24 protein-coding genes and 6 tRNA genes are annotated in these 24,719 nt (G+C 33.9%); 13 read left to right on the top strand and 17 right to left on the bottom strand.

Annotation, left to right across the window (positions count from 1 at the left end; genetic code table 11):
- Positions 1-129: 129 nt before the first annotated feature.
- The 13 genes from LU301_RS02595 to LU301_RS02535 all read right to left on the bottom strand — a co-directional run bounded on the left by LU301_RS02595 (position 130) and on the right by LU301_RS02535 (position 14,789).
- The gene (locus LU301_RS02595) at positions 130-5,727 is read right to left on the bottom strand and encodes a calcium-binding protein (RefSeq protein ID WP_305272244.1); all 5,598 of its coding nucleotides are present in this window, start codon (positions 5,725-5,727) and stop codon (positions 130-132) included.
- Positions 5,727-6,122, bottom strand: a complete 396-nt coding sequence (locus tag LU301_RS02590; protein ID WP_305272240.1) for a hypothetical protein — start codon at positions 6,120-6,122, stop codon at positions 5,727-5,729. The genes LU301_RS02595 and LU301_RS02590 overlap by 1 nt, the downstream gene beginning before the upstream one ends.
- Before the next feature lie 137 nt (positions 6,123-6,259).
- Positions 6,260-6,652, bottom strand: a complete 393-nt coding sequence (locus LU301_RS02585) for a hypothetical protein (protein WP_305272238.1) — start codon at positions 6,650-6,652, stop codon at positions 6,260-6,262.
- A gap of 137 nt (positions 6,653-6,789) precedes the next feature.
- Positions 6,790-7,182, bottom strand: coding sequence for a hypothetical protein (locus tag LU301_RS02580; protein WP_305272236.1), 393 nt, complete (start codon positions 7,180-7,182; stop codon positions 6,790-6,792).
- Positions 7,183-7,319: 137 nt separating this feature from the next.
- Complete coding sequence (locus LU301_RS02575) at positions 7,320-9,524, bottom strand: calcium-binding protein (protein WP_305272235.1); 2,205 nt, start codon at positions 9,522-9,524, stop codon at positions 7,320-7,322.
- Positions 9,525-9,678: 154 nt separating this feature from the next.
- Positions 9,679-10,707: a hypothetical protein gene (locus LU301_RS02570; RefSeq protein ID WP_305272233.1), complete on the bottom strand. Its 1,029-nt coding sequence runs from the start codon at positions 10,705-10,707 to the stop codon at positions 9,679-9,681.
- 223 nt (positions 10,708-10,930) lie between these two features.
- Positions 10,931-11,608 carry a hypothetical protein gene (locus LU301_RS02565; protein ID WP_305272231.1) on the bottom strand — a complete coding sequence of 226 codons (678 nt, stop codon included), beginning with the start codon at positions 11,606-11,608 and terminating at the stop codon, positions 10,931-10,933.
- A 59-nt stretch (positions 11,609-11,667) separates the two neighbouring features.
- A complete protein-coding gene (locus LU301_RS02560) occupies positions 11,668-12,012 on the bottom strand; it encodes a hypothetical protein (RefSeq protein ID WP_305272229.1) in 345 nt (114 codons plus the stop codon).
- Positions 11,985-12,668 (bottom strand): hypothetical protein, encoded by a 684-nt coding sequence (locus tag LU301_RS02555; RefSeq protein ID WP_305272227.1) that lies wholly within the window; start codon positions 12,666-12,668, stop codon positions 11,985-11,987. The genes LU301_RS02560 and LU301_RS02555 overlap by 28 nt, the downstream gene beginning before the upstream one ends.
- A 59-nt stretch (positions 12,669-12,727) precedes the next feature.
- Positions 12,728-12,850 carry a hypothetical protein gene (locus tag LU301_RS02550; protein ID WP_305272225.1) on the bottom strand — a complete coding sequence of 41 codons (123 nt, stop codon included), beginning with the start codon at positions 12,848-12,850 and terminating at the stop codon, positions 12,728-12,730.
- A gap of 167 nt (positions 12,851-13,017) precedes the next feature.
- Entirely contained in the window at positions 13,018-13,452 is a 435-nt protein-coding gene (locus tag LU301_RS02545; RefSeq protein WP_305272223.1) for a hypothetical protein, read from the bottom strand.
- Positions 13,453-13,528: 76 nt separating this feature from the next.
- Positions 13,529-14,416 (bottom strand): polyprenyl synthetase family protein, encoded by an 888-nt coding sequence (locus tag LU301_RS02540; protein WP_305272221.1) that lies wholly within the window; start codon positions 14,414-14,416, stop codon positions 13,529-13,531.
- Between the two features lie 25 nt (positions 14,417-14,441).
- On the bottom strand, positions 14,442-14,789 hold the full coding sequence (locus LU301_RS02535; protein WP_305272219.1) for a zinc ribbon domain-containing protein YjdM: 348 nt from the start codon (positions 14,787-14,789) through the stop codon (positions 14,442-14,444).
- 347 nt (positions 14,790-15,136) lie between these two features.
- Between LU301_RS02535 and LU301_RS02530 the strand changes: the two genes are divergently transcribed.
- The 12 genes from LU301_RS02530 to LU301_RS02475 all read left to right on the top strand — a co-directional run bounded on the left by LU301_RS02530 (position 15,137) and on the right by LU301_RS02475 (position 19,862).
- Positions 15,137-15,466, top strand: coding sequence for a hypothetical protein (locus LU301_RS02530; RefSeq protein ID WP_305272216.1), 330 nt, complete (start codon positions 15,137-15,139; stop codon positions 15,464-15,466).
- A 93-nt stretch (positions 15,467-15,559) separates the two neighbouring features.
- Positions 15,560-15,961 carry a YbaN family protein gene (locus tag LU301_RS02525; protein WP_305272215.1) on the top strand — a complete coding sequence of 134 codons (402 nt, stop codon included), beginning with the start codon at positions 15,560-15,562 and terminating at the stop codon, positions 15,959-15,961.
- A gap of 26 nt (positions 15,962-15,987) precedes the next feature.
- Entirely contained in the window at positions 15,988-16,515 is a 528-nt protein-coding gene (gene elsL / locus LU301_RS02520) for a cell wall-recycling L,D-carboxypeptidase ElsL (protein WP_305273925.1), read from the top strand.
- Between the two features lie 121 nt (positions 16,516-16,636).
- Positions 16,637-16,712 (top strand) — tRNA-Val (locus LU301_RS02515).
- Between the two features lie 20 nt (positions 16,713-16,732).
- Positions 16,733-16,809: transfer RNA gene (locus LU301_RS02510), tRNA-Asp, on the top strand.
- A gap of 53 nt (positions 16,810-16,862) precedes the next feature.
- Positions 16,863-16,939 (top strand) — tRNA-Asp (locus LU301_RS02505).
- An 18-nt stretch (positions 16,940-16,957) separates the two neighbouring features.
- Positions 16,958-17,033 (top strand) — tRNA-Val (locus LU301_RS02500).
- 16 nt (positions 17,034-17,049) lie between these two features.
- A tRNA-Asp gene (locus tag LU301_RS02495) sits at positions 17,050-17,126 on the top strand.
- A gap of 31 nt (positions 17,127-17,157) precedes the next feature.
- Positions 17,158-17,233 (top strand) — tRNA-Val (locus tag LU301_RS02490).
- Positions 17,234-17,492: 259 nt separating this feature from the next.
- Positions 17,493-18,245, top strand: coding sequence for an electron transfer flavoprotein subunit beta/FixA family protein (locus LU301_RS02485; protein ID WP_305272213.1), 753 nt, complete (start codon positions 17,493-17,495; stop codon positions 18,243-18,245).
- A gap of 11 nt (positions 18,246-18,256) precedes the next feature.
- Positions 18,257-19,189 (top strand): electron transfer flavoprotein subunit alpha/FixB family protein, encoded by a 933-nt coding sequence (locus LU301_RS02480; protein ID WP_305272210.1) that lies wholly within the window; start codon positions 18,257-18,259, stop codon positions 19,187-19,189.
- Positions 19,190-19,388: 199 nt separating this feature from the next.
- Positions 19,389-19,862 (top strand): hypothetical protein, encoded by a 474-nt coding sequence (locus LU301_RS02475; RefSeq protein ID WP_305272207.1) that lies wholly within the window; start codon positions 19,389-19,391, stop codon positions 19,860-19,862.
- 58 nt (positions 19,863-19,920) lie between these two features.
- On the opposite strand, the gene LU301_RS02470 is transcribed toward LU301_RS02475, so the two are convergent.
- Positions 19,921-20,418, bottom strand: a complete 498-nt coding sequence (locus tag LU301_RS02470; RefSeq protein WP_305273923.1) for a Holliday junction resolvase-like protein — start codon at positions 20,416-20,418, stop codon at positions 19,921-19,923.
- A gap of 133 nt (positions 20,419-20,551) precedes the next feature.
- Between LU301_RS02470 and LU301_RS02465 the strand changes: the two genes are divergently transcribed.
- Positions 20,552-21,655 (top strand): AI-2E family transporter, encoded by a 1,104-nt coding sequence (locus tag LU301_RS02465; protein ID WP_305272205.1) that lies wholly within the window; start codon positions 20,552-20,554, stop codon positions 21,653-21,655.
- A 61-nt stretch (positions 21,656-21,716) separates the two neighbouring features.
- Here the strand turns inward: LU301_RS02465 and ppnP are convergent, their stop codons facing one another.
- The 3 genes from ppnP to LU301_RS02450 form a co-directional block, all read right to left on the bottom strand.
- The gene (ppnP, locus tag LU301_RS02460) at positions 21,717-22,046 is read right to left on the bottom strand and encodes a pyrimidine/purine nucleoside phosphorylase (protein ID WP_305272202.1); all 330 of its coding nucleotides are present in this window, start codon (positions 22,044-22,046) and stop codon (positions 21,717-21,719) included.
- A 302-nt stretch (positions 22,047-22,348) separates the two neighbouring features.
- Positions 22,349-23,191 (bottom strand): hypothetical protein, encoded by an 843-nt coding sequence (locus tag LU301_RS02455; protein ID WP_305272200.1) that lies wholly within the window; start codon positions 23,189-23,191, stop codon positions 22,349-22,351.
- 9 nt (positions 23,192-23,200) lie between these two features.
- Positions 23,201-24,286, bottom strand: coding sequence for an RluA family pseudouridine synthase (locus tag LU301_RS02450; RefSeq protein WP_305272198.1), 1,086 nt, complete (start codon positions 24,284-24,286; stop codon positions 23,201-23,203).
- Positions 24,287-24,719 lie beyond the last annotated feature (433 nt).

Below are 24,719 nucleotides of genomic sequence, written 5' to 3'. Positions count from 1 at the left end.
AGTTCAATTTTGAAGGTCTAACATATCCAGCAAACTATCTAATCACTAAACTATCTACCAACAAACAAGCTATATAGTTTAAGTTTAACCACTTAATAATCTAACTAGCAAACAACCTAACCAACTAACCTAAAAAATAGGTGTATGTGTGTCTGTTGTAAGATGTTTAAACTCTTCCATCAACACTAATGATGTCTCTAATGCTTGATTAAACCCTTGACTATCACTATGTGTTGGCGTTTTACTCGATTTAAATGCATCTAAAAGCTGGGTATTACTAATACTCCCCCCATCCTTAAAGTGAATGTTAAGACTAGCATTGTCCCCACCTAAAAAGAAATCCTTCAACGTCAATTCATCTGTACTGCCTTTCACTTTGAGAATGAGATTATTGTTTTGTTTAGTTAAACCTTGTCCGATTTGGTTAAAACTAATACCATCAAAATAGATGTTATCATAGCCACCTCCTGTATTAATAATCGTATCTCTGCCAAAGCCTTGGGTAAAGTAGTATAAATCATCGCCTATACCTCCCATCAAGGTATCATTACCTATGCCTCCGATAAGTATATCATTACCTTCTTTAGCATTTAAAGTATCCGCTCCCGATAAACCTTGTAATTGGTCATTACCTTTGGTACCTGTTATCTTATCCGCTTTTGCTGTGCCAACAAAGTTGTTTTGTGGGCTAACTGTTGGCTTGGCTGGACTTGTGGTGGTGTCTGTTGTTGGGGCAGGTGTGTCGGTTGCTACTGTTTTACCAAACAAACTGTAAATTTGCTTGTAGTCAATTTGACCACCAGTTTCAAATTTGATGGTTTCAATAATGCTATTGCCATCTGTAAAGAAGTTTTTTAGTGTTACTTGGTTGGCACTGCTACCATTCACTCTTAGCACCAAATCATTACCTGACATCATCAGTCCTTGACCTACCTGATTAAAGGTAATACCATTGCCAAAGACCAATGTATCATATCCTCCTTTATCTGTAATGGTGTCTACTCCACCTGTGTAAATAAAGGTGTTATCAGCAATTGTACCTTTTAGCGTATCATTGCCTTTAGTATCTTTGATGGTATTACCTGTAACAATAGGGGCTGATGGTACAGTCGTTGCTGGTGTATGATTTGTACTATTGGCAATGTTAAGATTAACATAGGCACCAGCACTATGATTAAAGCTGTCTTCGCCCCATAGGATGAATTGAAGGTTGCTTTTTGTTCCTTTGGGTGGTGTGCCTGTCAAAGTGAGTGTGGCTGGGTCAAAGTTGAGCCAGCTTGGTAGTGCTTCATACTGTCCATCAGCTCCTTTACTTGCCAGTGTTAGGCGGTAAGATAATTCTCTGTCATAAGGGTCTATATCTTTGATGGTGTCTTTATCAAAGCTAACGGATAACACCTTACCGATCTCTCCTTGTATTGGTTTTGGATATTTATTTACCTGCGGTGCATGGTTGTTGGTCTGAGCAAAGATTTTTGTTTCAAACTCGCTTTGTGACAATGTAGTCATCTGCTCACCTTTTTTAAAGGTAATTTCATCTATTCGATTGTTTTGACCATTCATATCGCTGGCAAAATAATCAAGTAAAGTAATTTGGTCATTTGTTCCTTTAAAGCGGATTTGGAGCATATCATGGGGGCTGGCTGTATTGGTCACACGGACAAACATTGCTTCTGACATTTCATAGCCTTCGATAACCAATGTGTCCATACTTTCCAAGCGATCTGTGCTCACAATGGTGTCCTTACCTCCTCCTTTTTGGTAGATAATGGTGTCATTACCTGATAGAGCATTCACAAAGTTGTTTTGCTCGTTTAGGGTAATGATATTATCTAAGTCATTACCAAATGCTGTTTTGGCTGTGCCTTTTAAAATCAGGTTTTCTACATTATTAAAAAGTAAGTGGTAAGAGCCTGTTTTGTTCGTATTACCAAACTCATCAAAGTCATAGAATGGGCGGTCGATGTGTTGCTCTACGGTGTCTATACCACTCTCTAAACTAAAATGCTCAAGTACTTGATCAAATTCATGATCGACGATGTAATAGTCATTACCAGCTCCACCATTCATACGGTCTGCTCCTGCACCTCCGTCAATGATGTTGTTGTGTTCATTGCCCTCAATGAAATTATTAAGTTCATTGCCTGTAGCATAAATGGCTTTTGAACCTGCCTCTAGAATTAAATGTTCTACGTGCTGACTAAGTGTATAATCAACCTGACTGATGATGGTATCATAGCCTTCATCTATGAGTTCTACAACTCGGTCTAAGATATTATCCACATAGTAAGTATCATTATCTAAACCACCTATCATGGTATCAGCACCTAAACCACCATTTAGACTGTCATCACCACGACCTCCTTCTAAGTGGTTTGCTTGTTGATTACCAATTATGATGTTATTGTGGTCATTACCTATCGCAATCGTAGCATTATCTACTAAGGTTAGATTTTCAATATATGCCGATAGTGTGTAGTCACTACTTGCTATGATATGGTCATTACCTTCTCCTGCTTGTTCTATGATAATATCTTGGCTATTGTCCACATAGTAAGTGTCATTACCTGTACCACCAATCATGGTATCTATCCCTGCTTGACCATCTAGAGTATTATCAAGTGCATTACCGATAATAATGTTATTTAAGGTATTACCCGTAGCTGTAATCGCCTGTTCATTATTGACTAAAGTCAGGTTCTCTACGTGTTGAGTTAAGGTGTAATCTATTGCACTAATCACAATATCCTCACCTTCTTCAGCATTTTCAATGACTTCATCGCCTAATTCATTGACATAATATATGTCATTGCCAGCTCCACCAATTAGGCGGTCTGCACCAATGCCCCCATCTAGGGTATCATTACCATTTTCACCATAAAGGGTGTCATTACCATCTTCGCCATATAATTGATCCTGACCATCACCACCATATAAAATGTCATTATCAAGCTGACCATAGAGCGTATCATCACCATCTTGACCATACATAATGTCAAGACCATCAAAGCCATAGCGTACATCATTTAATGGGGTGCCGATTACTGCGTACTTCTTAAAAACTGAACTATCCCAAAGTGTACCGTCAGCAAATAGAATACTTGTGATAGGAACTTGACCGACCTTATCATCAAATTGATGTTGAATTTGGATGCTGTTCTCTGAGCCTAATTGCTTAATAATCAAATGTCTATTATCATGATATAGATAAACTTCAGATGGTTTCACACCTTCTAAGCGGATTTGGTTGGTGCCAGTATTGTCAGATATAATGTCTTGTCCCCAGTCTCCACTAAATACATAGCTATCATCACCAATTCCACCAATTAAGGTATCATTACCAACTCCACCGATTAAGGTGTCATCACCTGCATTACCATAAAGAGTGTCATTACCTCCCTTACCAAATATCATATCATTGTCATTAAGACCTTGAATAATATTATCATCATCTGTACCAATGACCGTTTTTTGTTTGATGATATTAACATCCCAAATCACACCATTGTCAAAAGTAATTGATTGGATACTTGTGATATGTGTACTATCTGCTTGATGGTGGAATTGATTATAAACAGTAATTTGATTAGTAGTACCAAGTTGTTTGATAATTAAGTCATTACCATCTCTAAATAGGTGCAAACTGTCAGGATTTATACCTTCCAAATAAATTTTGTTGTTATCAGTGTTATCACGGATAATGTCTTGTCCCCAGTCTCCACTAAATACATAGGTGTCATCACCAATTCCACCAATTAAGGTATCATTACCAACTCCACCGATTAAGGTGTCATCGCCTGCATTACCATAAAGAGTGTCATTACCTCCCTTACCAAACATCATATCATTGTCATTAAGACCTTGAATAAGATTATTCTCATCTGTACCAAATGCAATAAGATTTTGTTCACGCAAAATAGGATTAATTTCATCTAACCATTCAGTTCTTTGCTGTATCGTCATCTGCTCATTAATTTGAGATAATAACACAACTACCTTAGAAAAATTATGATTTGATAATATCTTAGGAGCTTGAAAATAGTGCATATATTCCATTAAATCCACAAAAACAGATTTTAATTGCTGTTCATCACCAGTTGCAATTTTCTGTTTAAAATACTCAACTAATGGAGAAAAATCTAAGCTATATTGCATATTTTGTTCATCATCTTCTTTGATATGCAGATAAACATAATGACTATAGTGGTTAAATACAGCAACTTGCCCATAAAGCCCTGCATAAATAACATCGTTTAAATTTTCATACGTTTTATTGATAATATCAACCGTGTCTTGAGCATGTTGTTCATCATAATAATAAAGATTTGTTGTTTTAGTACCTAAAAAGCTATCTAACACACCAATTTTATGAGCAATAGTATTATATTTTGCCTGTATCCGCTCTATATAACTTCTATCTTCAATGACTTCTTCTCGTACACCTGTCGCATTAATTCGAATCGCATCAGGGTCACTTGCATCTACCACAACTGATTTTTTAAGATTAGGCACTTGAAATTCATGATATTCTGGGTCAGTTTTAGCCCATGCCTTTAACAAACTTGGTAATAATTCCAATTGAGCTTGCTTTGTACTCGCTTGAGCGTATTGAATCACGACTTCTTTTAACTCTGTTGAGAGTTGCATTGCTTCATGTAAACTACGCACACGCCCACTACCTGCCAAATTTGGCAACTGTGAAATCTGAGTATCAGTAATCTCAACTGCTACACTATGTTGGCTATAAAAACTATTAAATTTAAAGTTTACATCACCCATTGTAAATTTTGTGCCATCAACTTTAGTATAATTTCCAATTTGGGTAAGCTGATTATCACCATTTAAATTCTGCCTTATATTTTGATAAGCTAAGTTAAGTGATTGAATACCTAACTCTTCAAGCGTTTTCAGTTCGTCTTCTTGAGAAATACCATCTTGATTTTTGTCTTGCCACACGCTCAGTAATTTATAAGCATCATCGTCTTGGTTAATATAACCATCGCCATTGCTGTCTAAATCAGCTAAAGCGTCAAAACCATGTTTTGCTGTGCTACCATCTTTTTTCAGTGTACTATCACCAAACACTTCTCGCCCATCATTAATAGTGCCATCAGCGTTACGGTCATATACTAAAATACCATCATCATCTTTAACCCAACCTGTTGCATGACGCAGTCCATCTGCATCAAAATCAAACATGACACCCTTATTTTTATGAGCCAGTGTTTCAACACCATCACCATCTAAGTCTAAAACCAATGGGTCATAATAATAGTAATGTTTCCCTGAACGATTTGGCTCTTCCTGCCAATTTTTGGCATTCATTTTCTCTTTCCAGTCAAGAGTTTTAGCATATGCTCCTACCATAACCGCCGCATACTCACCCAAAGTAAATAAACGACCAACAGGGTGATTTTTAGCAGCAAAAGCTAGTAAATTTAGCAAACCCTCAACCACTGCTGCTTGTTCTTCAGGGGTTAAGGCTACTTTTTCTTTAAATATTTGATGTCTAGCGTGTTCCAAAGAGCCTAATGCACTTACAAGTCCTCCCAAAGTACCAAGGTTTCCACCATTATATTTGGTATAAAACTCAGTTACTGCTCCAGCAATCGTTACAGCATTCCCTGCTGTACTCATATGTTGTCCTACAGTTGGCTCTGCAGGAGAGTTCATCGCTCCATCTAAATTTCTAGCACCAGCAATTGTACCATTTGTATATACAGACATTATTTATCTCCTGTCAATTTTATTGATTTAAAAAAAGTTTTACCATATTCATATTCAAACCAAGGGTCAAAATATTCAAAACATAGTTTTTGACCTTGCCTTAAATCATGTTGAATAAAAGAAAATGATTCATGATATCTTTTAGAGTAAATAAATTGATATGTTTTACCTGTTTGACCTTGTATAATTAACCAACGTTCTGTCCATGTAGAACCTTTGCCAGAACGGGCTCTATCATAATAATTTACAAATACACCACAATCTTTTTTCGTTTCAGCAAGATGCCAACGAATTGGGACAATATACCACATATATATAATATAGATAGCACCACCAAAGATAATGATAAATCCAAGCTGTCTATCTATTTCTTGCCGTTTAAACCACTGCCACATTTATCTCAACCTAATTTCAATTTTATGCATTATTCAATATTATTTATTATTTTACAATAGTTATTATACTAAAGTATTATTTTATCCATCTAAATTTCTTGTACCCGCAATAGTACCATTTGCATATACAGACATAACTATTCTCCAACTAATTTAGCCGATTTTAAAAAAGTTTTACCAAAAATATGCTCAAGCCAAGGGTCAAAATATTCAAAACATAACTTTTGACCCTGCTTTAAATCTTTTCTGATAAAATCAAATGATTGATGTTCTGGATAAGAATGCATAAAGTGATAAGTTTTACCTGTTTCACCTTGCACAATAAACCAATTACTCTTTACTGTAGAACCTTTACCATGTTTAACACGAGTATAGTAATCCACAAATTCACCACAATCTGTTTTGGTTTCAGCAAGATGCCAACGAATTGGAAGAATACTCCATATATATACCATATATATAGTAAGTCCCAAAATACCCATCAACACAATTTGCCTCTCTATCTCTTGCCTTTTAAACCATTGCCACATTTGTCTCAACCTGATTTCAATTTTATGTATTATTCAATATTGTTTATTATTTTACAATAGTTATTATGCTAAAGTATTATTTTATCCATCTAAATTTCTTGCAACAGCAATAGTACCATTGGTATATAATGGCATAGTTACTCTCCAACTAATTTAGCCGATTTTAAAAAAGTTTTACCAAAAATATGCTCCATCCAAGGGTCAAAATATTCAAAACATAACTTCTGACCCTGTTTTAAATCTTTTCTGATAAAATCAAATGATTGATGTTCTGGATAAGAATATATAAAGTGATAGGTTTTACCTGTTTGACCTTGTACAACTAACCAGTCACTCTTTATTGTAGAGCCTTTACCATACTCAACGTGAGTATAATAACGCTCAAAAACACCACAATCTGTTTTGGTTTCAGCAAGATGCCAACGGATTGGAAGAATGCTCCACATATATATAATATAGATAGCACCGCCAAAGATAATGATAAATCCAAGCTGTCTATCTATTTCTTGCCGTTTAAACCACTGCCACATTTATCTCAACCTAATTTCAATTTTATGCATTATTCAATATTATTTATTATTTTACAATAGTTATTATACTAAAGTATTATTTTATCCATCTAAATTTCTTGCAACAGCAATAGTACCATTGGTATATAATGGCATAGTTACTCTCCAACTAATTTAGCCGATTTTAAATAAGTTTTACCAAATATATGCTCCATCCAAGGGTCAAAATATTCAAAACACAACTTTTGCCCCTGTTTCAAGTCTTTTCTGATAAAATTAAATGATTGATGTTCTAGATAAGAATGCATAAAGTGATAAGTTTTACCTGTTTCACCTTGCACAATAAACCAATTACTCTTTACTGTAGAACCTTTACCATGTTTAACACGAGTATAGTAATCCACAAATTCACCACAATCTGTTTTGGTTTCAGCAAGATACCAAAAGATTAAGCCTCGTCCGTCTTTGTCATAAATATCATCTTCTCCTTTCATTTTAAAAAGTGGATGGTAATAGGATGTCGTCTCTTTTAGCTTGGCATTGTACATATCCACACCTTCTAGGTCGATCAGTTTATCTGAACCTTTACCTCCATAAAAAGTGTCGTTACCTTGCCCTCCTACTAATACATCATTACCCTGACTTTCTCCAAAGCCTAATATTCCATCTGGAGTGATACTATCACCATACAAGCGGTCGTTCCCTGTACCTCCCCAAAGTGTATCATCACCATCCCCGCCTTCTAATACATCATTGCCCGAATTCCCTTCTAGGTAATCTCTACCTTCTCCTGCTGAAATTCTATCATCGCCTTTGCCGCCAAAGAGAAAATTATGCTTATCACCTATATCTTCAGCTGTAATTGTATCACTATCTTCTCCACCGAAGATGATCTGAGTATTTTCATTGTAAACATCAACATTACCATAACGTGTATCTAGGCTAGTTTCATTGATCACAATATCCTTCTCCAAATCTTGGTAACTATACTGGCTCGTTTGGAATTTACCATTAGCTTTATCCAAAATAATGGACAGCATTTCAGCTCGTTTGCTAAGATAGATTTCCGTTAAACCATCAGGATGTTTCTCAGTATCATATAGCTCCAACTCACCGTTTTTATTATGCTTACTATAATCAATGCCTTCTAGAACAAATAGATTCAGATTGACTATCGCATAACGGTAAGCAAAGGAACTAGCAGAATCTTCTAAAGCAATCTTACTAAATGCTTTAATATCATCACTATTTTGAGCGATAATCAGCTTTTGACCTTTTAAAGTCTTAAATAATTCATAAGATTTTTCCATATGGGCAAGCATAGAAAATTCGTTGCTAATATTATCGGCATCATCTTTGCCTGAAATGAGTTTATAAATGGCTTTGTAATTTTTTAATGCCTTGTTGAAATCCATTTCCTTATAATCATCAGAGCCAAGCAAGATGGTGGTGTCTTCCGTGATGACAGATTGCCCTTGTGCATTGATAAAGTTGCCAAGTAGTAGGGTATTAAATACGATGACAGCATTGAGTTTATCTCCTGTTAAATCTTGGAATATAAAGGAATAAATGCTATCCATAACTGTGATAAAATTCTCCATTTCATAGAGTTCTTTACCTAATACTGCCTTAAAACCTTCTTTAAATACCAATTCACCAAAAGCATACCCACCCTTATAACTAAGATCCGTTAAAATCCCAGTGATTACACCACGAGATAATATCCCCACCACACCTTTAGCAGAAATAGTAGGTATTTTTTGAGCAAGGCTTTCAAGGTGTTTTAATCCTTCAGATTGTATTATACTACTAAGACTAATAGCCCCCTGTTTTGCCCCATAGAGCAGTCCTGCTGACCCATCAACAAATGCACCTCCTGAGAGTTTTGAACTCAGATTAAGTACATCTTTCACATAATCTACCTGTTTGCTTGTGTCACTTGACAATTTTTCATCAAAAGTATTGTACACCAGTTTAATATAATCATTATATTTAAACAGTTTATCCATACTCTCATTAAAAAGCTTGCCATAACCTTGACCTACCAATTTATCAAGCGTAGTCGTTAAATCATCATGTTTAACATTAATATTAATACCTTTGTCATCAGCAAGAAGTTGTACAGCAGTTTGTAAATCTGCAATTTGTTCTTTAAGATTTATTTTTATTTTATTAAATTCTGGATGTCTTGAAAACTGAGATGATTGTAGTGTCTCCAAATTCACTTTCATATTATGAACTTGAATAGCAAGCATTTCAATTTGAACAATATCAGGATACTTATGTTTGGTTTTTTCTATCAGTTTATTGTCATTAAAATATTTTAAAGAAGTTTCAAAGACAACTTGGGCGGTTAGTTTCATAAGATTGCTGGAAGCTGCTTCCCAAACTTTTTCATAATAATTTTTCTCTGCATCAGTTACAGAACCAAATGAATGTTTTTCAAGAATTTTTCTTGATTCTTCAAAGTAAACATTGTCTACTAAGACCAGTTAAATTACTCATAAAAATACCTCGTTAGGTTGATTGAAAAAATTGTTTGATGAAATCAGTTATTGATATTGCCAATAATACACCAGTTTTAAACCAAGAGACAGTAACAGATAGTGCGATAATAAAGAATGCATATCCAATATTTAAGAAAAAATTGTCCACCCAAGCAGTTATATTTATTAAAATTTCTGCTGTTGTCTCAATATCCATAAATATTTTTCCAAATCCGCCCAGAACCATAATAAATAGGAAAAACATAAGAAATGATAACCACAGAAATTTTTTAAGACTACTAAAAAATGAAATTTCTTGATGGTCTGTATTAAACCTATTAATGCCAGCCCAACCTATAATATTTGATAGCAACAAATAGACTGCAATTAAGATAGGGGCAAAGTTTAATGCTTTTATAAAATGAAAAAATGATGTCGTTATTCCAAATTCTGAATTCAAAAATTGCATTTCTGTTTCATATAATTCTCTTAATAACGTACTTGATGACGAATGAATATTAAGCAAAAACAATTTCCTATCCACATTCAATGGCGGTAAATTGATGTTCTCTTTCACCCAATGTGTGATTGCTAACACCCAATCAGGTTGCCATACAAGCGTCATCTCTTTCACCCACGCTGAAATAAAAAACACTTCAAATAAAAAGTATGACCCTAAAAACACCAATGCCCATCGTTGTAAAGGTCTCATGGCAAGTTGTCCTGTTTGTGTCAAATAATCCATAATAACTTGGCGGTCATTATGATTTAATTTACTCAAACTATCATTGAGTTCTTGCTCTCGTTTGGCAGTATGCGTTTTCCCAAAAAATAGCTTAAACCAAAAAGGACACAGTGCCATCATGGTACAGATAAATAAATACCAAATAAAATTGAAAAAAAGATTTTGTGTTTGGCTATATCCATCAATTTCAAAACCAAGAAAAGCAAATCCCCAAAAGAACCAAAAACAAATAATCAAGGCATAATAAAATAGATTGTCTTCATACAAACGATTAGAAATAAGCCAATCTTTTATCGTATCAGAATGTTTAGACATAGGTATTTCTTTTATAAAACGTTAAATTTTCAAATAAAGTGATTTAAATTAATAGTAATGCTCACTATCATACTGATATAACCATTCTTGATTAGACACAACTCATCTCCTAAAAACTAAAGTTATTTTATTCTAAAGCGGTAAATCCATAAAAACAAGTGTTATTCTACAAATTAAGTTAAAAAATAATTAAAAAACAAACTGATATTTGTAGAAATAATTTCTACTTCTTGCTGAGTGAAGTTTGCCATATATGTTCTCCAGTGGCTTGGTAAATATACTCTTCCACATAAGAAATTATGCGAAAAAAGTCTTGGGGGTCAGAAAAGCTGATGAAAATTTTTATATTGTATTGATGACTACCATAGTAAAATAAACGACAACTACCTGATTGAAATTCTGAACATTGAAAATCCAAGGTTTGGTAGATATTATTTGCTTTATTATTACTGTATTTTGGGATATAAAAATAATGCAAATAATCAATACAAAGCAATCCATCTACTTGATAATCTTTTGGACATTCTTGATATTGTTTGTCTTTATAATAAAAATTCAATACTTCTTCTTTCTCTGACAAAAAATTAATTGGAGAAACATAGTGTTCTTTTGGATTTGTTCTGCTGACAACTAATTTAAAAAGAATATCATCTTTCACATCTAAGCCCAAAACATCATTAATATATTTTTTATCAAAAGGTTTTTCAAAACCATCATTACTCATAATAACATTTAATTTTTTTCTTTCAACTTCTCTTGCAAGTTTAGAATAAAAATCCTGATATTTTTCATTACGAAAATTATAAACCTCTTCTGTCGGCGTAGGTTTCGGCTTATCATTACAAGCTAGTAATGACAAAGATAAAAAAGCTAAGATAAGTGATAGTTTAATTTTGTTCATTTCTTTAGTTTATATTAAAATCAGAAAAAATCAATAGTTTTTGAAAATAGTTTTTAATTTCAAAAAGTATTGATTTTATTTATCACTCCCACACCATAACGCAATTTGCCTTGCACATCAGAATAAGTACGAATCATAGTAGAAAACGAACCTTCTCCACGATTGACTTTTTCTGCTCCCAGAAACCAAGTCATGACATAAGTCATACTTTCTCGTTCATCTGCGGTTAAAGTCTTATCAGACTCTAAGCGATTTTTAAGCAAATTTGCCATTAATGCATAGCCTTCCGCAATTGGCTTATCATTAGGATTAAGTGCAATCGTACCTGAGTCATTCATACGATTGGTAATATTTTCATACATCGCTTTAATGCGACTTACTTCTGATTGAGTGAACGTTGCCATATGTGTTCTCCTGTCATTTTAAAAAAATATTTTTCTACATAATTAATGATATAGAGAAAATCCTGTGGATTGGAAAAGTGAATACTAATCCTTACGTTATAAGGATAGGTTGGATAATTTAAAACCCAACAATTCAAACTACAATCTGCATCAATGCTTTGATTGATATTTTTAATCTTGTATTTTGATTCATTGGGTAAATAGTAGTAGCTTAACTGTTTTGTATCAAGGCAATATAATCCATCTATTTGTTTTTCCAATGAACATTCCTGATATTTAAAATTAATTTGTTGTTGTTGCCTATGTGTTAAAATATCTTCTTTATCTTGATATTTAGCTGGCATACCTACATGCCTATCATTTGGGTTAACTCTATTAATATTTAACTTAAATAAAATGTTTTGATTAGGGTGTTCAATATCTAAAACTTGTTTTATCTTTTGATAATCAAACGACATTTCAAAACCATCATTAGGATTGATACTATCCTTATCCATTTGTTGTACTTTACGCATAAATACGGAATAAAAATCCTGATATTTTTCATCACGAAAATTATAAACCTCTTCTGTCGGCGTAGGTTTCGGCTTGTCATTGCAAGCCAGCAATGATAAAGATAAAAAAGCTAAGATAAGTGATAGTTTAATTTTGTTCATTTCTTTAGTTTATATTAAAATCAGAAAAAATCAATAGTTTTTGAAAATAGTTTTTAATTTCAAAAAGTATTGATTTTATTTATCATTCCCACACCATAACGCAATTTGCCTTGCACATCAGAATAAGTACGAATCATGGTAGAGAACAAACCTTTGCCACGATTGACTTTTTCAGCTCCCATTATAGATATACTTTTCACCATAATTTTTTTATTCTAAATCACTAAATCCATAAAAAACAGTGTTATTCTACAAATTAAGTTAAAAAAATAATTAAAAAACAAACTGAGATTTTAAATACTTTATTACCATTTGTCATACTACTCTTAGAAAGTTTACTTTAAAAGGTCTAAACCTTTTTACCAAGATATTGATAAATATATATTCTTCTAAACACAACATAGTCTAGGTCAATATAACGTACTAAATGACAAGTTTCATCACCGCCTTTTTTCAGATTAGCTTCAAAATCACCTATTTTGATTTTCGAATTTCTAAGATTTTCAAAAAAATACCTTGTATACATTTTTACACCTTCTGTGCTATAACCATCAATAGTAAAATATACAAATTCAAAATCATGCTTATCTTTTCTAGAGCCTGAATAATACATACAGCCTTGAACAAAATTATCAGGATTTTTGGCTTTTTTATTGGCACTTTCTTCAAACCCAAAAACTAACATATAAAATAAAAATAATAAGAGCAATACAAATAAACAATAAAAAATTTTCTCTCCAAGTGTTAAAGGTCTATCATCTTCAAATAGTGTACCACGAGCCATTTTAAATATCCTATTAAACTGATATATGGTCAATATATTATCATTCACATAAACTATTATATCAATGCCATCTCCATCAATACGTCCTTTTCAACAAAAACTCCGTCAATTGTTTTAACGCATCTGCTTGTTCAAATTGCCCCAAAATTTGCCACGCTTCATCATGTAACTGTTGTGCATAACGTTGTGCATTTTCCAAACCCATCAACGCTGGATAAGTCGATTTTTCCACTTGCACATCTTTCCCTGCAGTTTTTCCTAAATCTTGTGTTGTCGCTGTAATATCTAAAATATCATCTTGTACTTGAAATGCCAAGCCTAACTTTTGTGCAAATTGACGTAATAACGCAATTTTTTCATCACTGCCTTTAAATAGTGTAACCGCACTCATCATCACACTAGCGACAATCAACGCACCTGTTTTATTCACATGAATTTGTTCTAATTGCTCTTGTTCAATCCGCTGACCTTCTGCTTGTAAATCAAGCATTTGCCCACACACCATTTTAGAGCTTGCTGTGGCTAAAATCTGCATTTGACGTAATATAATATTCGGTTCACATTCTACTTGTCCTTGTTCAAATAATCGGCTAGATAACACTTCCATCGCCATCGATTGTAAAATATCCCCTACTAATAATGCAGTCCCCTCGCCATAAACCACATGACAAGTCGGCTGACCACGTCTCAATAAATCATTATCCATACACGGTAAATCATCATGTACCAATGAATAACAATGAATTAACTCCACCGCTACTGCAGCACGACGTACCTCAGGCGATAATACTTCACCTTGTAAATATGCAGTCGCATAACACAAAGCAGGACGAACTCGTTTACCACCTAACATTACCGCATGATGTAGTGCAGATTGTAAAGGCTCGGGAATGGTAAATGCCTGTAATGCTAAAGTTAAATCTTGTTGTATTTGTTGTTGAGTAAACTTCAAAAATTCAGACATTTTATCTCTCCTAAATTGCTTAATATTAAGCCTTTTTTACAAACTCTGATTTGAGCTTAATCGCCCCAATACCATCAATTTTGCAATCAATATCATGCCCATCACTAGTATCAGCCAATAAACGGATATTTTTAACTTTTGTTCCCACTTTTACAACTGATGAAGAGCCTTTAATTTTTAAATCTTTAATGACAGTAACACTATCTCCATCAGCTAAAATTTGTCCATGTGCGTCTTTAATGATGACTGTATCATCTGTTACAATCTCAGTTTGCTCGTGCCACTCATAGCTACATTCTGGGCAAATCCACATCGCACCATCATGATAAGCATAATCACACGCACATTTTGGACAATTTGCTAAATCACTCATCAGCTTTCTCAATTAAAATAAAATCTAAACTATTATATGATTTTTCCGCCAATTTCTCTAGTTTTTTATGATAAATAAGATACAATTTCATTTAACATAAAATCTATCTATATTATTGGAATAATCCATCATGAAAGCAACTACTTACCATATAAAAATGAGAATATATTGCATTAAAACAACAATATAACTAATTGAAATTAATCATATTTTTATAAAAATAAGATATCAATAATAATTATCAAAAATATCTATTACATTTTATTAAAAATAAGCCCTAAAATAGGCTTTCAATTCAAAAATATAATGGCATAATAAGCCTATCAATATAAATCCAGAGTATTTAAATGTATATCCAACTTGACCCTATTAACCGTTTGCACTTACAGACTTTTAAATCAATACTTGGTACTTTAAGTCTATTACCTGCAAGTTATTTGTTCCATCATTTGTGGTTTTACTCAACTGATAGTGAACAAGTGGTGATTCGTTTTTTTGCTTTAACTGTATTTATTTCATGGGCATTGGTCGCATTTAGCATTGCACTTAACCATACAGCAAAAAATGATGATGAACAATTTGAACAACATGAACAAAAAATGATGAGTTTTTATCGTCAAATTCCATTGATGTTTTTTACAGGGTTTATTGTGTTTTTACAAAGCCAATTTTGCTAAAAATAATTATCATTTACTCAAAAATCATAGTGAAAATGAATATAAAAACAGCTATACTATAACAACATACTCTTATTTCTTATTTTTATACTCATGACTGCCCTATTTTGGAAAGCACTCGTCTTACTTTTTATTGGTCTAGCCTATATCGGAACAATTGTTCCGGGCTTACCAACGACTGTATTTCTTATTTTGGCAACATGGGCAGCTTCAAAGGGTTGGCCTGAATATTATGAAAAATTACTCAACCATCCCAAATATGGTGCAACTTTACGTCAATGGCGAGAGCATGGTGTTGTAACACGAAAAATTAAATATATCGCCATTGGTATGATGTTCATTAGCGGTATCGTGATGATACTTACTCCTGCCCCAATTTGGGTTAAATGTTTAAGTAATGGTACAATGTTCATTGTCGCAATTTGGTTATGGTTACGCCCTGAACACATTCCAGAAACCACATCAGATACATCACATAACCCTAAACAATCTTAAATCAATCTTAAATTTGACCCACGATGATGAATTTTCCCATATCAAACTTACCCTACACACTTAAAAATGCTGATGTGATTATCGATTTAGCTCAACAATTACTGTATTTACCACAGCATAATAAAAAATATCAGATTTCTAGTGGGAAAAATGGCATTGGCGAACAGGAAAATAGCGGAAAAACACCACGTGGTTGGCATAAAATTGCTGAAAAATTTGGCGAAAATATGCCAATCAATAGTGTATTTGTGGCACGTCAAGCGACTGGTGAAATTTATAGCCATGAATTAGCGAAACAATATCCAAATCGTGATTGGATTTTAAGCCGAATTTTATGGCTACAAGGACTTGAACACGGTTTTAATTGTGGCAATGGTTGCGATACTTATCAACGTTATATTTATATTCATGGTACACCTGATAGTGAGCCAATGGGCGAGCCTTTATCACACGGTTGCATTCGTATGAGAAATATTGATGTTATTGAGTTATTTAATTTAATTCCCATTGGTGCTTTAGTATATTTATCCGAGCAAACATTGCTACTTAAATAGACTAAATCGCATGATTTCGCTTTATTTTTAATCACTTAAACATTTTTTTAAGTTTTTTAGCAAAAATAATTTGACATAAAAATATTTTTCTCTATAATGCAACACACAAAGGATGAATACAGGGCGCTTAGCTCAGTTGGTAGAGCGTCTGCCTTACAAGCAGAATGTCGGCGGTTCGATCCCGTCAGCGCCCACCAATCATTAAGATTTTCGATGTGCAGCGGTAGTTCAGTTGGTTAGAATACCGGCCTGTCACGCCGGGGGTCGCGGGTTCGAGCCCCGTCCGCTGCGCCATTTAATCTCTTAATCCTGTATTATCATTCCCCTTACAAATTATTGTATAATGTGCAGCGGTAGTTCAGTTGGTTAGAATACCGGCCTGTCACGCCGGGGGTCGCGGGTTCGAGCCCCGTCCGCTGCGCCATTTTCAATAGTTTTTAAAGGGCGCTTAGCTCAGTTGGTAGAGCGTCTGCCTTACAAGCAGAATGTCGGCGGTTCGATCCCGTCAGCGCCCACCATATTTTTATATACCCTGCAGCGGTAGTTCAGTTGGTTAGAATACCGGCCTGTCACGCCGGGGGTCGCGGGTTCGAGCCCCGTCCGCTGCGCCATCTACTAGACAATAATGTCTATCCCTTTTTAGGGCGCTTAGCTCAGTTGGTAGAGCGTCTGCCTTACAAGCAGAATGTCGGCGGTTCGATCCCGTCAGCGCCCACCATATCTCAATATATTCATTCATCACTATATTAAAATATAATTTATTTACCATTATCAATATTTTAGATTTTAAATTCTAATTTATTTGTATTGTTCTTTTTTTAATCAATTAATCAATTTTATTACATTTTTGGCATTTTCTACTTGACCGAATTGTCAAAGACTTGCATTATTAGCTGTTGTACACTTTGCTTAATCAAATAAGTGATTTTTTATTTGATTAGGAATTTTTTTACATTTTTATCATAATGAGGATAAACATGAAGGCTCTAGTTGCAGTAAAACGTGTGGTTGATGCCAACGTTAAAATTCGTGTAAAACCAGATAATTCTGGTGTGGATTTAGCAAATGTTAAAATGTCAATTAACCCTTTCTGTGAAATTGCAGTTGAAGAAGCAGTTCGTTTAAAAGAAAAAGGCGTTGTTTCAGAAATCGTAGTAGTAACAATTGGTGAGAAAAAAGCAGAAGAACAACTTCGTTCTGCTATGGCTTTAGGTGCAGACCGTGCGATTTTAGTAGAAGCAAATACCGATGAATTAGGTGCTTTAGAAGTTGCAAAAATTTTAAAAGGTGTTGCTGAACAAGAAAAACCTGAACTTATTTTATTAGGTAAACAAGCCATTGATGACGACTCTAACCAAGTAGGTCAAATGTTAGGTGCATTATTAAAAGCACCACAAGGGACTTTTGCCTCTGAAGTGAAAGTTGAAAATGGTAAAGCTGTTGTTACACGTGAAATTGATGGTGGTTTACAAACTGTTGAACTTAACTTACCTGCAATTGTAACTACTGATTTACGTTTAAATGAACCACGTTTTGCGGCATTACCAAACATCATGAAAGCACGTAAAAAGCCATTAGATGTAAAAACACCTGCTGATTATGGCGTAAGCGTTTCAACAAAGTTAAAAACCATTAAAGTTGAAGCACCTGCTGAACGTCAAGCAGGCGTACGTGTCAATTCAGTTGATGAATTAATCGACAAATTAAAAAATGTCGCTAAAGTGATTTAAGGAGTATGATTGTGAGTATTTTAATTATTGCTGAACACGATAATAAAAATTTAAATTCTGCAACTTTAAATGTTGTAACTGCTGCTCAAAAAATTGGTGGTGATATTACAATATTAGTTGCAGGTCAAAATGCTCAAGCAGTTGCTGACCAAGCACAACAAGTGACAGGCGTAAGCAAAGTGTTATTGGCTGATAACACTGTTTATGCCAACCAATTAGCAGAAAATGTTGCTGATTTAGTGGCAAGTTTAGCAGGTCAATATAAATATGTACTTGCTCCTGCAACAACTACAGGTAAAAATATTTTACCACGTGTATCTGCATTGCTTGATGTGAGCATGATTACAGATATTATCGCTGTTGAAAATGCAAATACTTTCAAACGTCCAATTTATGCAGGTAATGCGATTGCAACTGTACAATCTGCTGAAAATATTATTGTTGCAACTGTACGTACAACTGCATTTGATGCAGTTTCTGCACAAGGCGGTTCTGCAACAGTTGAAGCCGTAAGCGAAGTGAAAGATGCAGGTATTTCTAAATTTGTAAATGAAGAAATTGTGAAATCAGAACGTCCTGAGTTAGCCTCTGCTCGTGTGGTAGTTTCTGGTGGTCGTGGTGTTGGCTCTGGTGAAAATTATCACAAAATCCTTGACCCATTAGCAGATAAATTAGGTGCTGCTCAAGGTGCATCTCGTGCCGCCGTTGATGCTGGTTTTGTACCAAATGATATGCAAGTCGGTCAAACAGGTAAAATCGTTGCACCTGATTTATATGTTGCTGTAGGTATTTCTGGTGCGATTCAGCACTTAGCAGGTATGAAAGATTCTAAAGTGATTGTTGCGATTAACAAAGATGAAGAAGCACCAATCAATGCAGTAGCCGATTACTGGTTAGTGGGTGATTTAAACGAAGTTGTACCTGAATTAGTATCTAAACTATAAGTTTAAATTACGATAAAAAAATATCCCTAAGACAAATTGCTTAGGGATATTTTTTATCATCGTTTGTAAAAATATATGAATATTGTAATTTATTTTTATTTAACTGGAAATATATCACAATTATCTACAAGATAAAACTTGTTTTTTTAAATAATAATGATTACAATCAACTTATCATCCACAACATAGGAAATAGAAAATGTTTGTTGAAGAAAGTGAAATTAATGTTAATTTTTTAGTTGAAAAATTACGCAATGCTTTTTTTGAAATTAGCGATGTTGAAGAAGACCGTTTTACCATCAAAATTTATAAATACACAGCAGTGGTATCATTAAATGCCGATCAAAAATTAGTGCGTATTACTTGTACTGACCGTGTTGCAGATTATCATGCTGAATTGTTTGATAAATTATTGGTTGCAGTGAATGAAGCAAATGCTTCTATGATTAATGTCAGTAGCTATATTTTACCATATGAAGATGATGAAGACCATCTTATCTTATTACGTGTAGATCAACACATTAGCTATAACAAAGGTTTGATTTTAGACCAATTTGTACAATTATTGCGTGATTTTGAAGAAATCGATGTACATATTTTCCAACGTTATATGATGACTACAGTACAAGAGTTTGAAGAAAACCGTGTTTCTGATAAAACATTGTTAAATTAATTTCATCTTAAACTGATGAATAGCTAAAGGCGAATATGGTTCGCCTTTAGTTGTTTAATTAACGCTCATTAACATCATTATACCAATCATCGTCATCATCAAAATCGATATGTAATGTTTCAAAACGCACCCTACCCTGTGCAATCGCACGAGCAATGGCATTTTGTCCCTTATGTAAGCGTGCTTGCCCACTTTTAATATCCATCAAAACAATAGAAATATCATCAGCCGATAATAAACCTTCTCTAAACTCACTATAGCCATCAAAAATTACATAATCAATCGGGTCGCCTAAAAATTTAGCATCACTAGGTAGATAATCAAATTCTGGTAATATCGGTGCAAATTGCTCTGCCATACGTCCCTTTAACACCGAACGACTAGTATTGACACTACGCTTTTGTGCCAACTGTATGGCTTGTTGATGTTCTAACTTTAATTGGGCTATTTTTTGTTCATATTCGGCTTTAATTTTACCATTGCGACTATTACTCAATAATAAATAACAGCAAATAATACCAAAAACAAAAGCGGTTATTGCCACTATAAATACAATTGTTATATCCACAATTTACCTTCATACTATGCACAATATAAACTATTTTACATGATATTTTTACATTTCACACATCGTCATCATACATATTTTGCGTTAAAATAGAAATATTGTATTGATAAAGAGCAATGATGTGAAAAGGCACTATCTTACAACACAACGTTTGTTATTAATCAGTTTATTGATTATCTTGCTATTTTTAGGATTTCATATCCTTAAATATTTTATTGTTCCTGTGGTATGGGCTGCAATTATTGCCTATATGACATGGCCAATTTATGTTTGGTTACAAAATAAAGTTACAGGCAAACATCGCCCTACATTAAGTGCAGTCATAATGTTAGGATTAATTATTTTAGTGATTGGTATTCCACTGATTACCTCTATTGTGATTTTACAACACGAAGGTCGTTTACTATATGCCGATTTACAACATAAACTATTCTTAGGCGATTTAAAAGTACCACCAATGATTCAAAATTTACCATTTATTGGTCCTGAAATTGTTAAAATGGTACAAGACCTCAATCTTAACCCTGAAGATTTAAATAAAAATATTGGTCATTGGGTACAAAATCATCTCGGTTATGGGCGTTTAGTAATCAATGAAATTAGTAAAAATTTGATTAAATTATTCTTTGCATTATTTTCACTATTTTTCTTTTATCGTGATGGTCCAATGATTTTAAAACAAATCAGCCGTGCCATTGAAATGGTCATTGGCGAACGTATCCATCATTATTTAAATACAATTTCTGAAACCACACGTGCAGTTGTTTATGGTATTGGTTTAACTGCTCTTGCACAAGCTTTATTAGCTGGTGTAAGTTATGCTGTTGCTGGTGTACCAAATCCAATGCTTTTAACCATAATGACCTTTATTTTGGCGTTAATTCCTTTTGGTCCTCCTGTTTCTTATACAGGTGTCGCATTGTGGCTCGTTTCACAAGGGCAGATTGTTGAAGCAATTGGTGTTATGGCTTGGGGTGTTTGTGTGGTAAGTACTGCTGATAACGTCATTCGTCCTTTAGTCATTTCTGGGGCAACACAAATTCCATTTCTGATCATTATGTTTGGTGTGTTAGGTGGTATTGCAAGTTTTGGTTTAATTGGTTTATTTATCGGACCTGTGATTTTAGCAATTTTATTAGCAATTTGGCGTGAATGGATTCATGAAACCATTGAACAACCGCCTGAAACTGATAATGATGATGAACAAGTCAAAAGCTCATCTTAAATACAAAAGGCATATTGTGATGATATGCCTTTATTTAGATATTGATAATTAATCGATCATATCAGCCTTCATAATGGCAAACATAATCAACAACATCTTTTAATTCAACTGTAAAATAACTATCGCCTGATACATAAAATGATTGCCCTGCTGTAAATAATTCTTTTTCAGCATCAGCAATACTTACCCAACATTCCCCAGATACAATTTCCATACGCTCAGCAACTTGTGTATTAAATTTTAATGCCTCACCCGTTGGATTTGGTAATAATACACCTAAGGTTTTACGTGTACCATCAGCGAATTGTACTGTATGACTTACACACAAACCGCCAAAATACACATTTGATTTTTTAAGAACCGATACTGAATCAAATTGACCTTCACTCATCTGATTGCTCCTATCATTTCATATTCGATGAATTAACCATTAGTGTAATGTGGTTTATAAGGTTTAGCAATGGCTTTTTATGCAAATTAAGAGTAATTTTACTACAATTAAGCATTGACAACGAGCACTATATAAAAATTAAAATACAATTAAACTGATTTAAAAATTATAGTTTTGGTTTATAAATTAAACAGACTATTATTTATCAATGCGGTAATGCAGATGATTATGTGGATAGATTTTAAAAATGGCGAGTAGGTACATATTATGCACCCCACTTTCACTATTAAAAATCAACTTTATTAAAATTCTTCAACAATACTTTTAATCACATCTACCACTTGTTTAGTTTTACCACCATAGGACGGATCATTTTTATCGACATATTGATAAAAATCTTCCAAATGATTAGCAGGAGAAAAAACCCCCATACGATGCGTAATTAATTCCACATTGGCAATTTTTGTAAAATATGGCAATAGTGTTTTTAACTCTTTATGTGCAATCCAACAGCTACTAGCAAAGCCTAATTGTCCACGAAATAAAATATCACTCATCAAAACATCAGTTAAACTAGGCACTTCACGCTCAAAATAACGTGTAACTGCAAAATGATATTCTTTTTTGCGTGCAGATTGTTCAATATCCACCACTAAAAATACCCCATAATAACCTTGCTGAAAATCATCAGGATATTGAATCACCACCACATCACCAATATTAAAATATGGTGGTGTTGTCGCGGGCTTTAATATTTTAGGTGAGCGTTGTTTTAAGGGTCTTGTATTGGGCGTTTGAATTTTTTTCAATAATTTATCTAAGGCTTTTTGACGCAATTTTACCGCTTTCTCATCAAAGACAATCGCCCATTGTTCACTAGCACCTTGTTCAATGATTGTTGCTACTTTTTGATAAATATCATCAGGTAAATGACTAATTTTCCATAGGCTATACGCCAAAGCTGTCCAATAAATTTCTGTAAATACCTCTGGAATTTCATCGTCATCACAAAAAGAAGTTTGTAACGCTAATGCTTCTTGTAGAATTTCATCAAATGCTTTACCTTCTTTCCAGTCATCCGTAATGCTGATATAAACATCATGTGCCGAATCACTATCAATAATGTTAATACCATCTATAGCCATCATTTCACCTTATTTTATTAATGTATCAATAATTTTCTGAATATCATCAGGCATATCCGTTTCAATCAATGGATAATCAGGAATATTTAAGCGAATGGCGTGTAAACATAAACGATGAGCGTCAATCGTACTAGTGATATGATGCCCATATTTATCATCGCCCAATAAAGGATGTCCAATACTTAAACCATGCACCCGAATTTGATGTGTCCGCCCTGTCAAAGGCGATGCTTGTATCAAAGTCGCTCCCTGAAAACGTTGTAATACTTTCCAATCAGTTTGACTTGGCTTGCCATCTTTACTAATACGGACACGGCGTTCGCCATTCGCCAATTCATAACGCAACAACGGTGCATCAATCAACTGCTGATTCAGCGTAACTTCGCCTTTCACTAAGGCAATATAATCTTTACGGATTTTATGTTCACGCAATAAATCTTGTAATTTTTTTAAAATACTGCGTTTTTTGGCAATCATCACCAAACCAGAGGTATCTCGGTCAATACGATGAATCAGTTCCAAATATGGTTTTTGCAATGCGGTGCGTAAAATTTCAATCAAACCAAAATGCACCCCACTACCGCCATGCACCGCCAACCCTGATGGCTTATTGATGACGATTAAACCATCATCTTCATACACAATGCGTTGCAACAAACCGTCCGCCATTTTATCGCTGACTGGTACATCTTGCTGATTTTTTTGTTGATAACGAATTGGAGCAACTCGTACTTGGTCGCCTGCCATCAAACGTGTATCCGCTTTCACTCGTTTTTTATTAACACGTACTTCTCCCTCACGAATCAAACGATAAATACGACTTTTTGGCACACCTTTTAAGCGATTGATTAAAAAATTATCAACACGTTGTCCATCTTGATATTCTGTAACATCGAACCATGAAACTGTTTGATAGTCTTGTTCTACTTCATCTGTGGATAATTTTTTCTTTACTGTGGATAATTTGTTAGATGCTACAACACGACTTGAATTGACACTTGATTTTACTGATGTTTTATCATAAGCCTGACGTGATATGAATGATTTAGGCTGTGGATTTTTTGTGGAAAATGATGATTTTTTAGAAGTACGCATAACTCAACTCACGCCTAATAATTAAACAAAATATAGGTAATAGTATAAAAAAACATCAAACAATTCGATAATATGGATATGATTGATATAATTTTAACAACTCAGCCATAGGCAGATGATAAAAGATTTGCTATAGTTGCAACATAGAATATGTCTTATCTCAAACATCATACCTAAATAAATGATGGATGATAATTAAATGACGCATTCTTACAGAATTTGCCATAACCGATGGCGTATTATAACTTTAAAAGTTATATCGGTAAATCAAATCTAGGATTGATTTTGTGAGCAAAAATTCGGGATTTTTGTTTCAGCCTAATATGCGAACTCGCTTTAACAAAATCAATACTGATGAAAATGTCTGATTTAGTCATTTTGTATGTGGAATATGATGTTATAAATAAAATGTTCAACACACAAACTAAATCCA

The organism is Moraxella sp. ZY210820 (assembly GCF_030674635.1).
Classification (GTDB): Bacteria; Pseudomonadota; Gammaproteobacteria; order Pseudomonadales; family Moraxellaceae; genus Acinetobacter.
Note: the sequence above shows the minus strand (reverse complement) of the source record. Positions and strands in the feature narration are given on the sequence as shown.

What these genes read in the sequence shown, in the direction of transcription:
- LU301_RS02595 (WP_305272244.1), bottom strand. Translation starts at nt 5,727, where the DNA reads ATGTCTGTATATACAAATGGTACAATTGCTGGTGCTAGAAATTTAGAT.
- LU301_RS02590 (WP_305272240.1), bottom strand. Translation starts at nt 6,122, where the DNA reads ATGTGGCAGTGGTTTAAACGGCAAGAAATAGATAGACAGCTTGGATTT.
- LU301_RS02585 (WP_305272238.1), bottom strand. Translation starts at nt 6,652, where the DNA reads ATGTGGCAATGGTTTAAAAGGCAAGAGATAGAGAGGCAAATTGTGTTG.
- LU301_RS02580 (WP_305272236.1), bottom strand. Translation starts at nt 7,182, where the DNA reads ATGTGGCAGTGGTTTAAACGGCAAGAAATAGATAGACAGCTTGGATTT.
- LU301_RS02575 (WP_305272235.1), bottom strand. Translation starts at nt 9,524, where the DNA reads ATGAAACTAACCGCCCAAGTTGTCTTTGAAACTTCTTTAAAATATTTT.
- LU301_RS02570 (WP_305272233.1), bottom strand. Translation starts at nt 10,707, where the DNA reads ATGTCTAAACATTCTGATACGATAAAAGATTGGCTTATTTCTAATCGT.
- LU301_RS02565 (WP_305272231.1), bottom strand. Translation starts at nt 11,608, where the DNA reads ATGAACAAAATTAAACTATCACTTATCTTAGCTTTTTTATCTTTGTCA.
- LU301_RS02560 (WP_305272229.1), bottom strand. Translation starts at nt 12,012, where the DNA reads ATGGCAACGTTCACTCAATCAGAAGTAAGTCGCATTAAAGCGATGTAT.
- LU301_RS02555 (WP_305272227.1), bottom strand. Translation starts at nt 12,668, where the DNA reads ATGAACAAAATTAAACTATCACTTATCTTAGCTTTTTTATCTTTATCA.
- LU301_RS02550 (WP_305272225.1), bottom strand. Translation starts at nt 12,850, where the DNA reads ATGGGAGCTGAAAAAGTCAATCGTGGCAAAGGTTTGTTCTCTACCATG.
- LU301_RS02545 (WP_305272223.1), bottom strand. Translation starts at nt 13,452, where the DNA reads ATGGCTCGTGGTACACTATTTGAAGATGATAGACCTTTAACACTTGGA.
- LU301_RS02540 (WP_305272221.1), bottom strand. Translation starts at nt 14,416, where the DNA reads ATGTCTGAATTTTTGAAGTTTACTCAACAACAAATACAACAAGATTTA.
- LU301_RS02535 (WP_305272219.1), bottom strand. Translation starts at nt 14,789, where the DNA reads ATGAGTGATTTAGCAAATTGTCCAAAATGTGCGTGTGATTATGCTTAT.
- LU301_RS02530 (WP_305272216.1), top strand. Translation starts at nt 15,137, where the DNA reads ATGTATATCCAACTTGACCCTATTAACCGTTTGCACTTACAGACTTTT.
- LU301_RS02525 (WP_305272215.1), top strand. Translation starts at nt 15,560, where the DNA reads ATGACTGCCCTATTTTGGAAAGCACTCGTCTTACTTTTTATTGGTCTA.
- elsL (WP_305273925.1), top strand. Translation starts at nt 15,988, where the DNA reads ATGAATTTTCCCATATCAAACTTACCCTACACACTTAAAAATGCTGAT.
- LU301_RS02485 (WP_305272213.1), top strand. Translation starts at nt 17,493, where the DNA reads ATGAAGGCTCTAGTTGCAGTAAAACGTGTGGTTGATGCCAACGTTAAA.
- LU301_RS02475 (WP_305272207.1), top strand. Translation starts at nt 19,389, where the DNA reads ATGTTTGTTGAAGAAAGTGAAATTAATGTTAATTTTTTAGTTGAAAAA.
- ppnP (WP_305272202.1), bottom strand. Translation starts at nt 22,046, where the DNA reads ATGAGTGAAGGTCAATTTGATTCAGTATCGGTTCTTAAAAAATCAAAT.
- LU301_RS02455 (WP_305272200.1), bottom strand. Translation starts at nt 23,191, where the DNA reads ATGGCTATAGATGGTATTAACATTATTGATAGTGATTCGGCACATGAT.
- LU301_RS02450 (WP_305272198.1), bottom strand. Translation starts at nt 24,286, where the DNA reads ATGCGTACTTCTAAAAAATCATCATTTTCCACAAAAAATCCACAGCCT.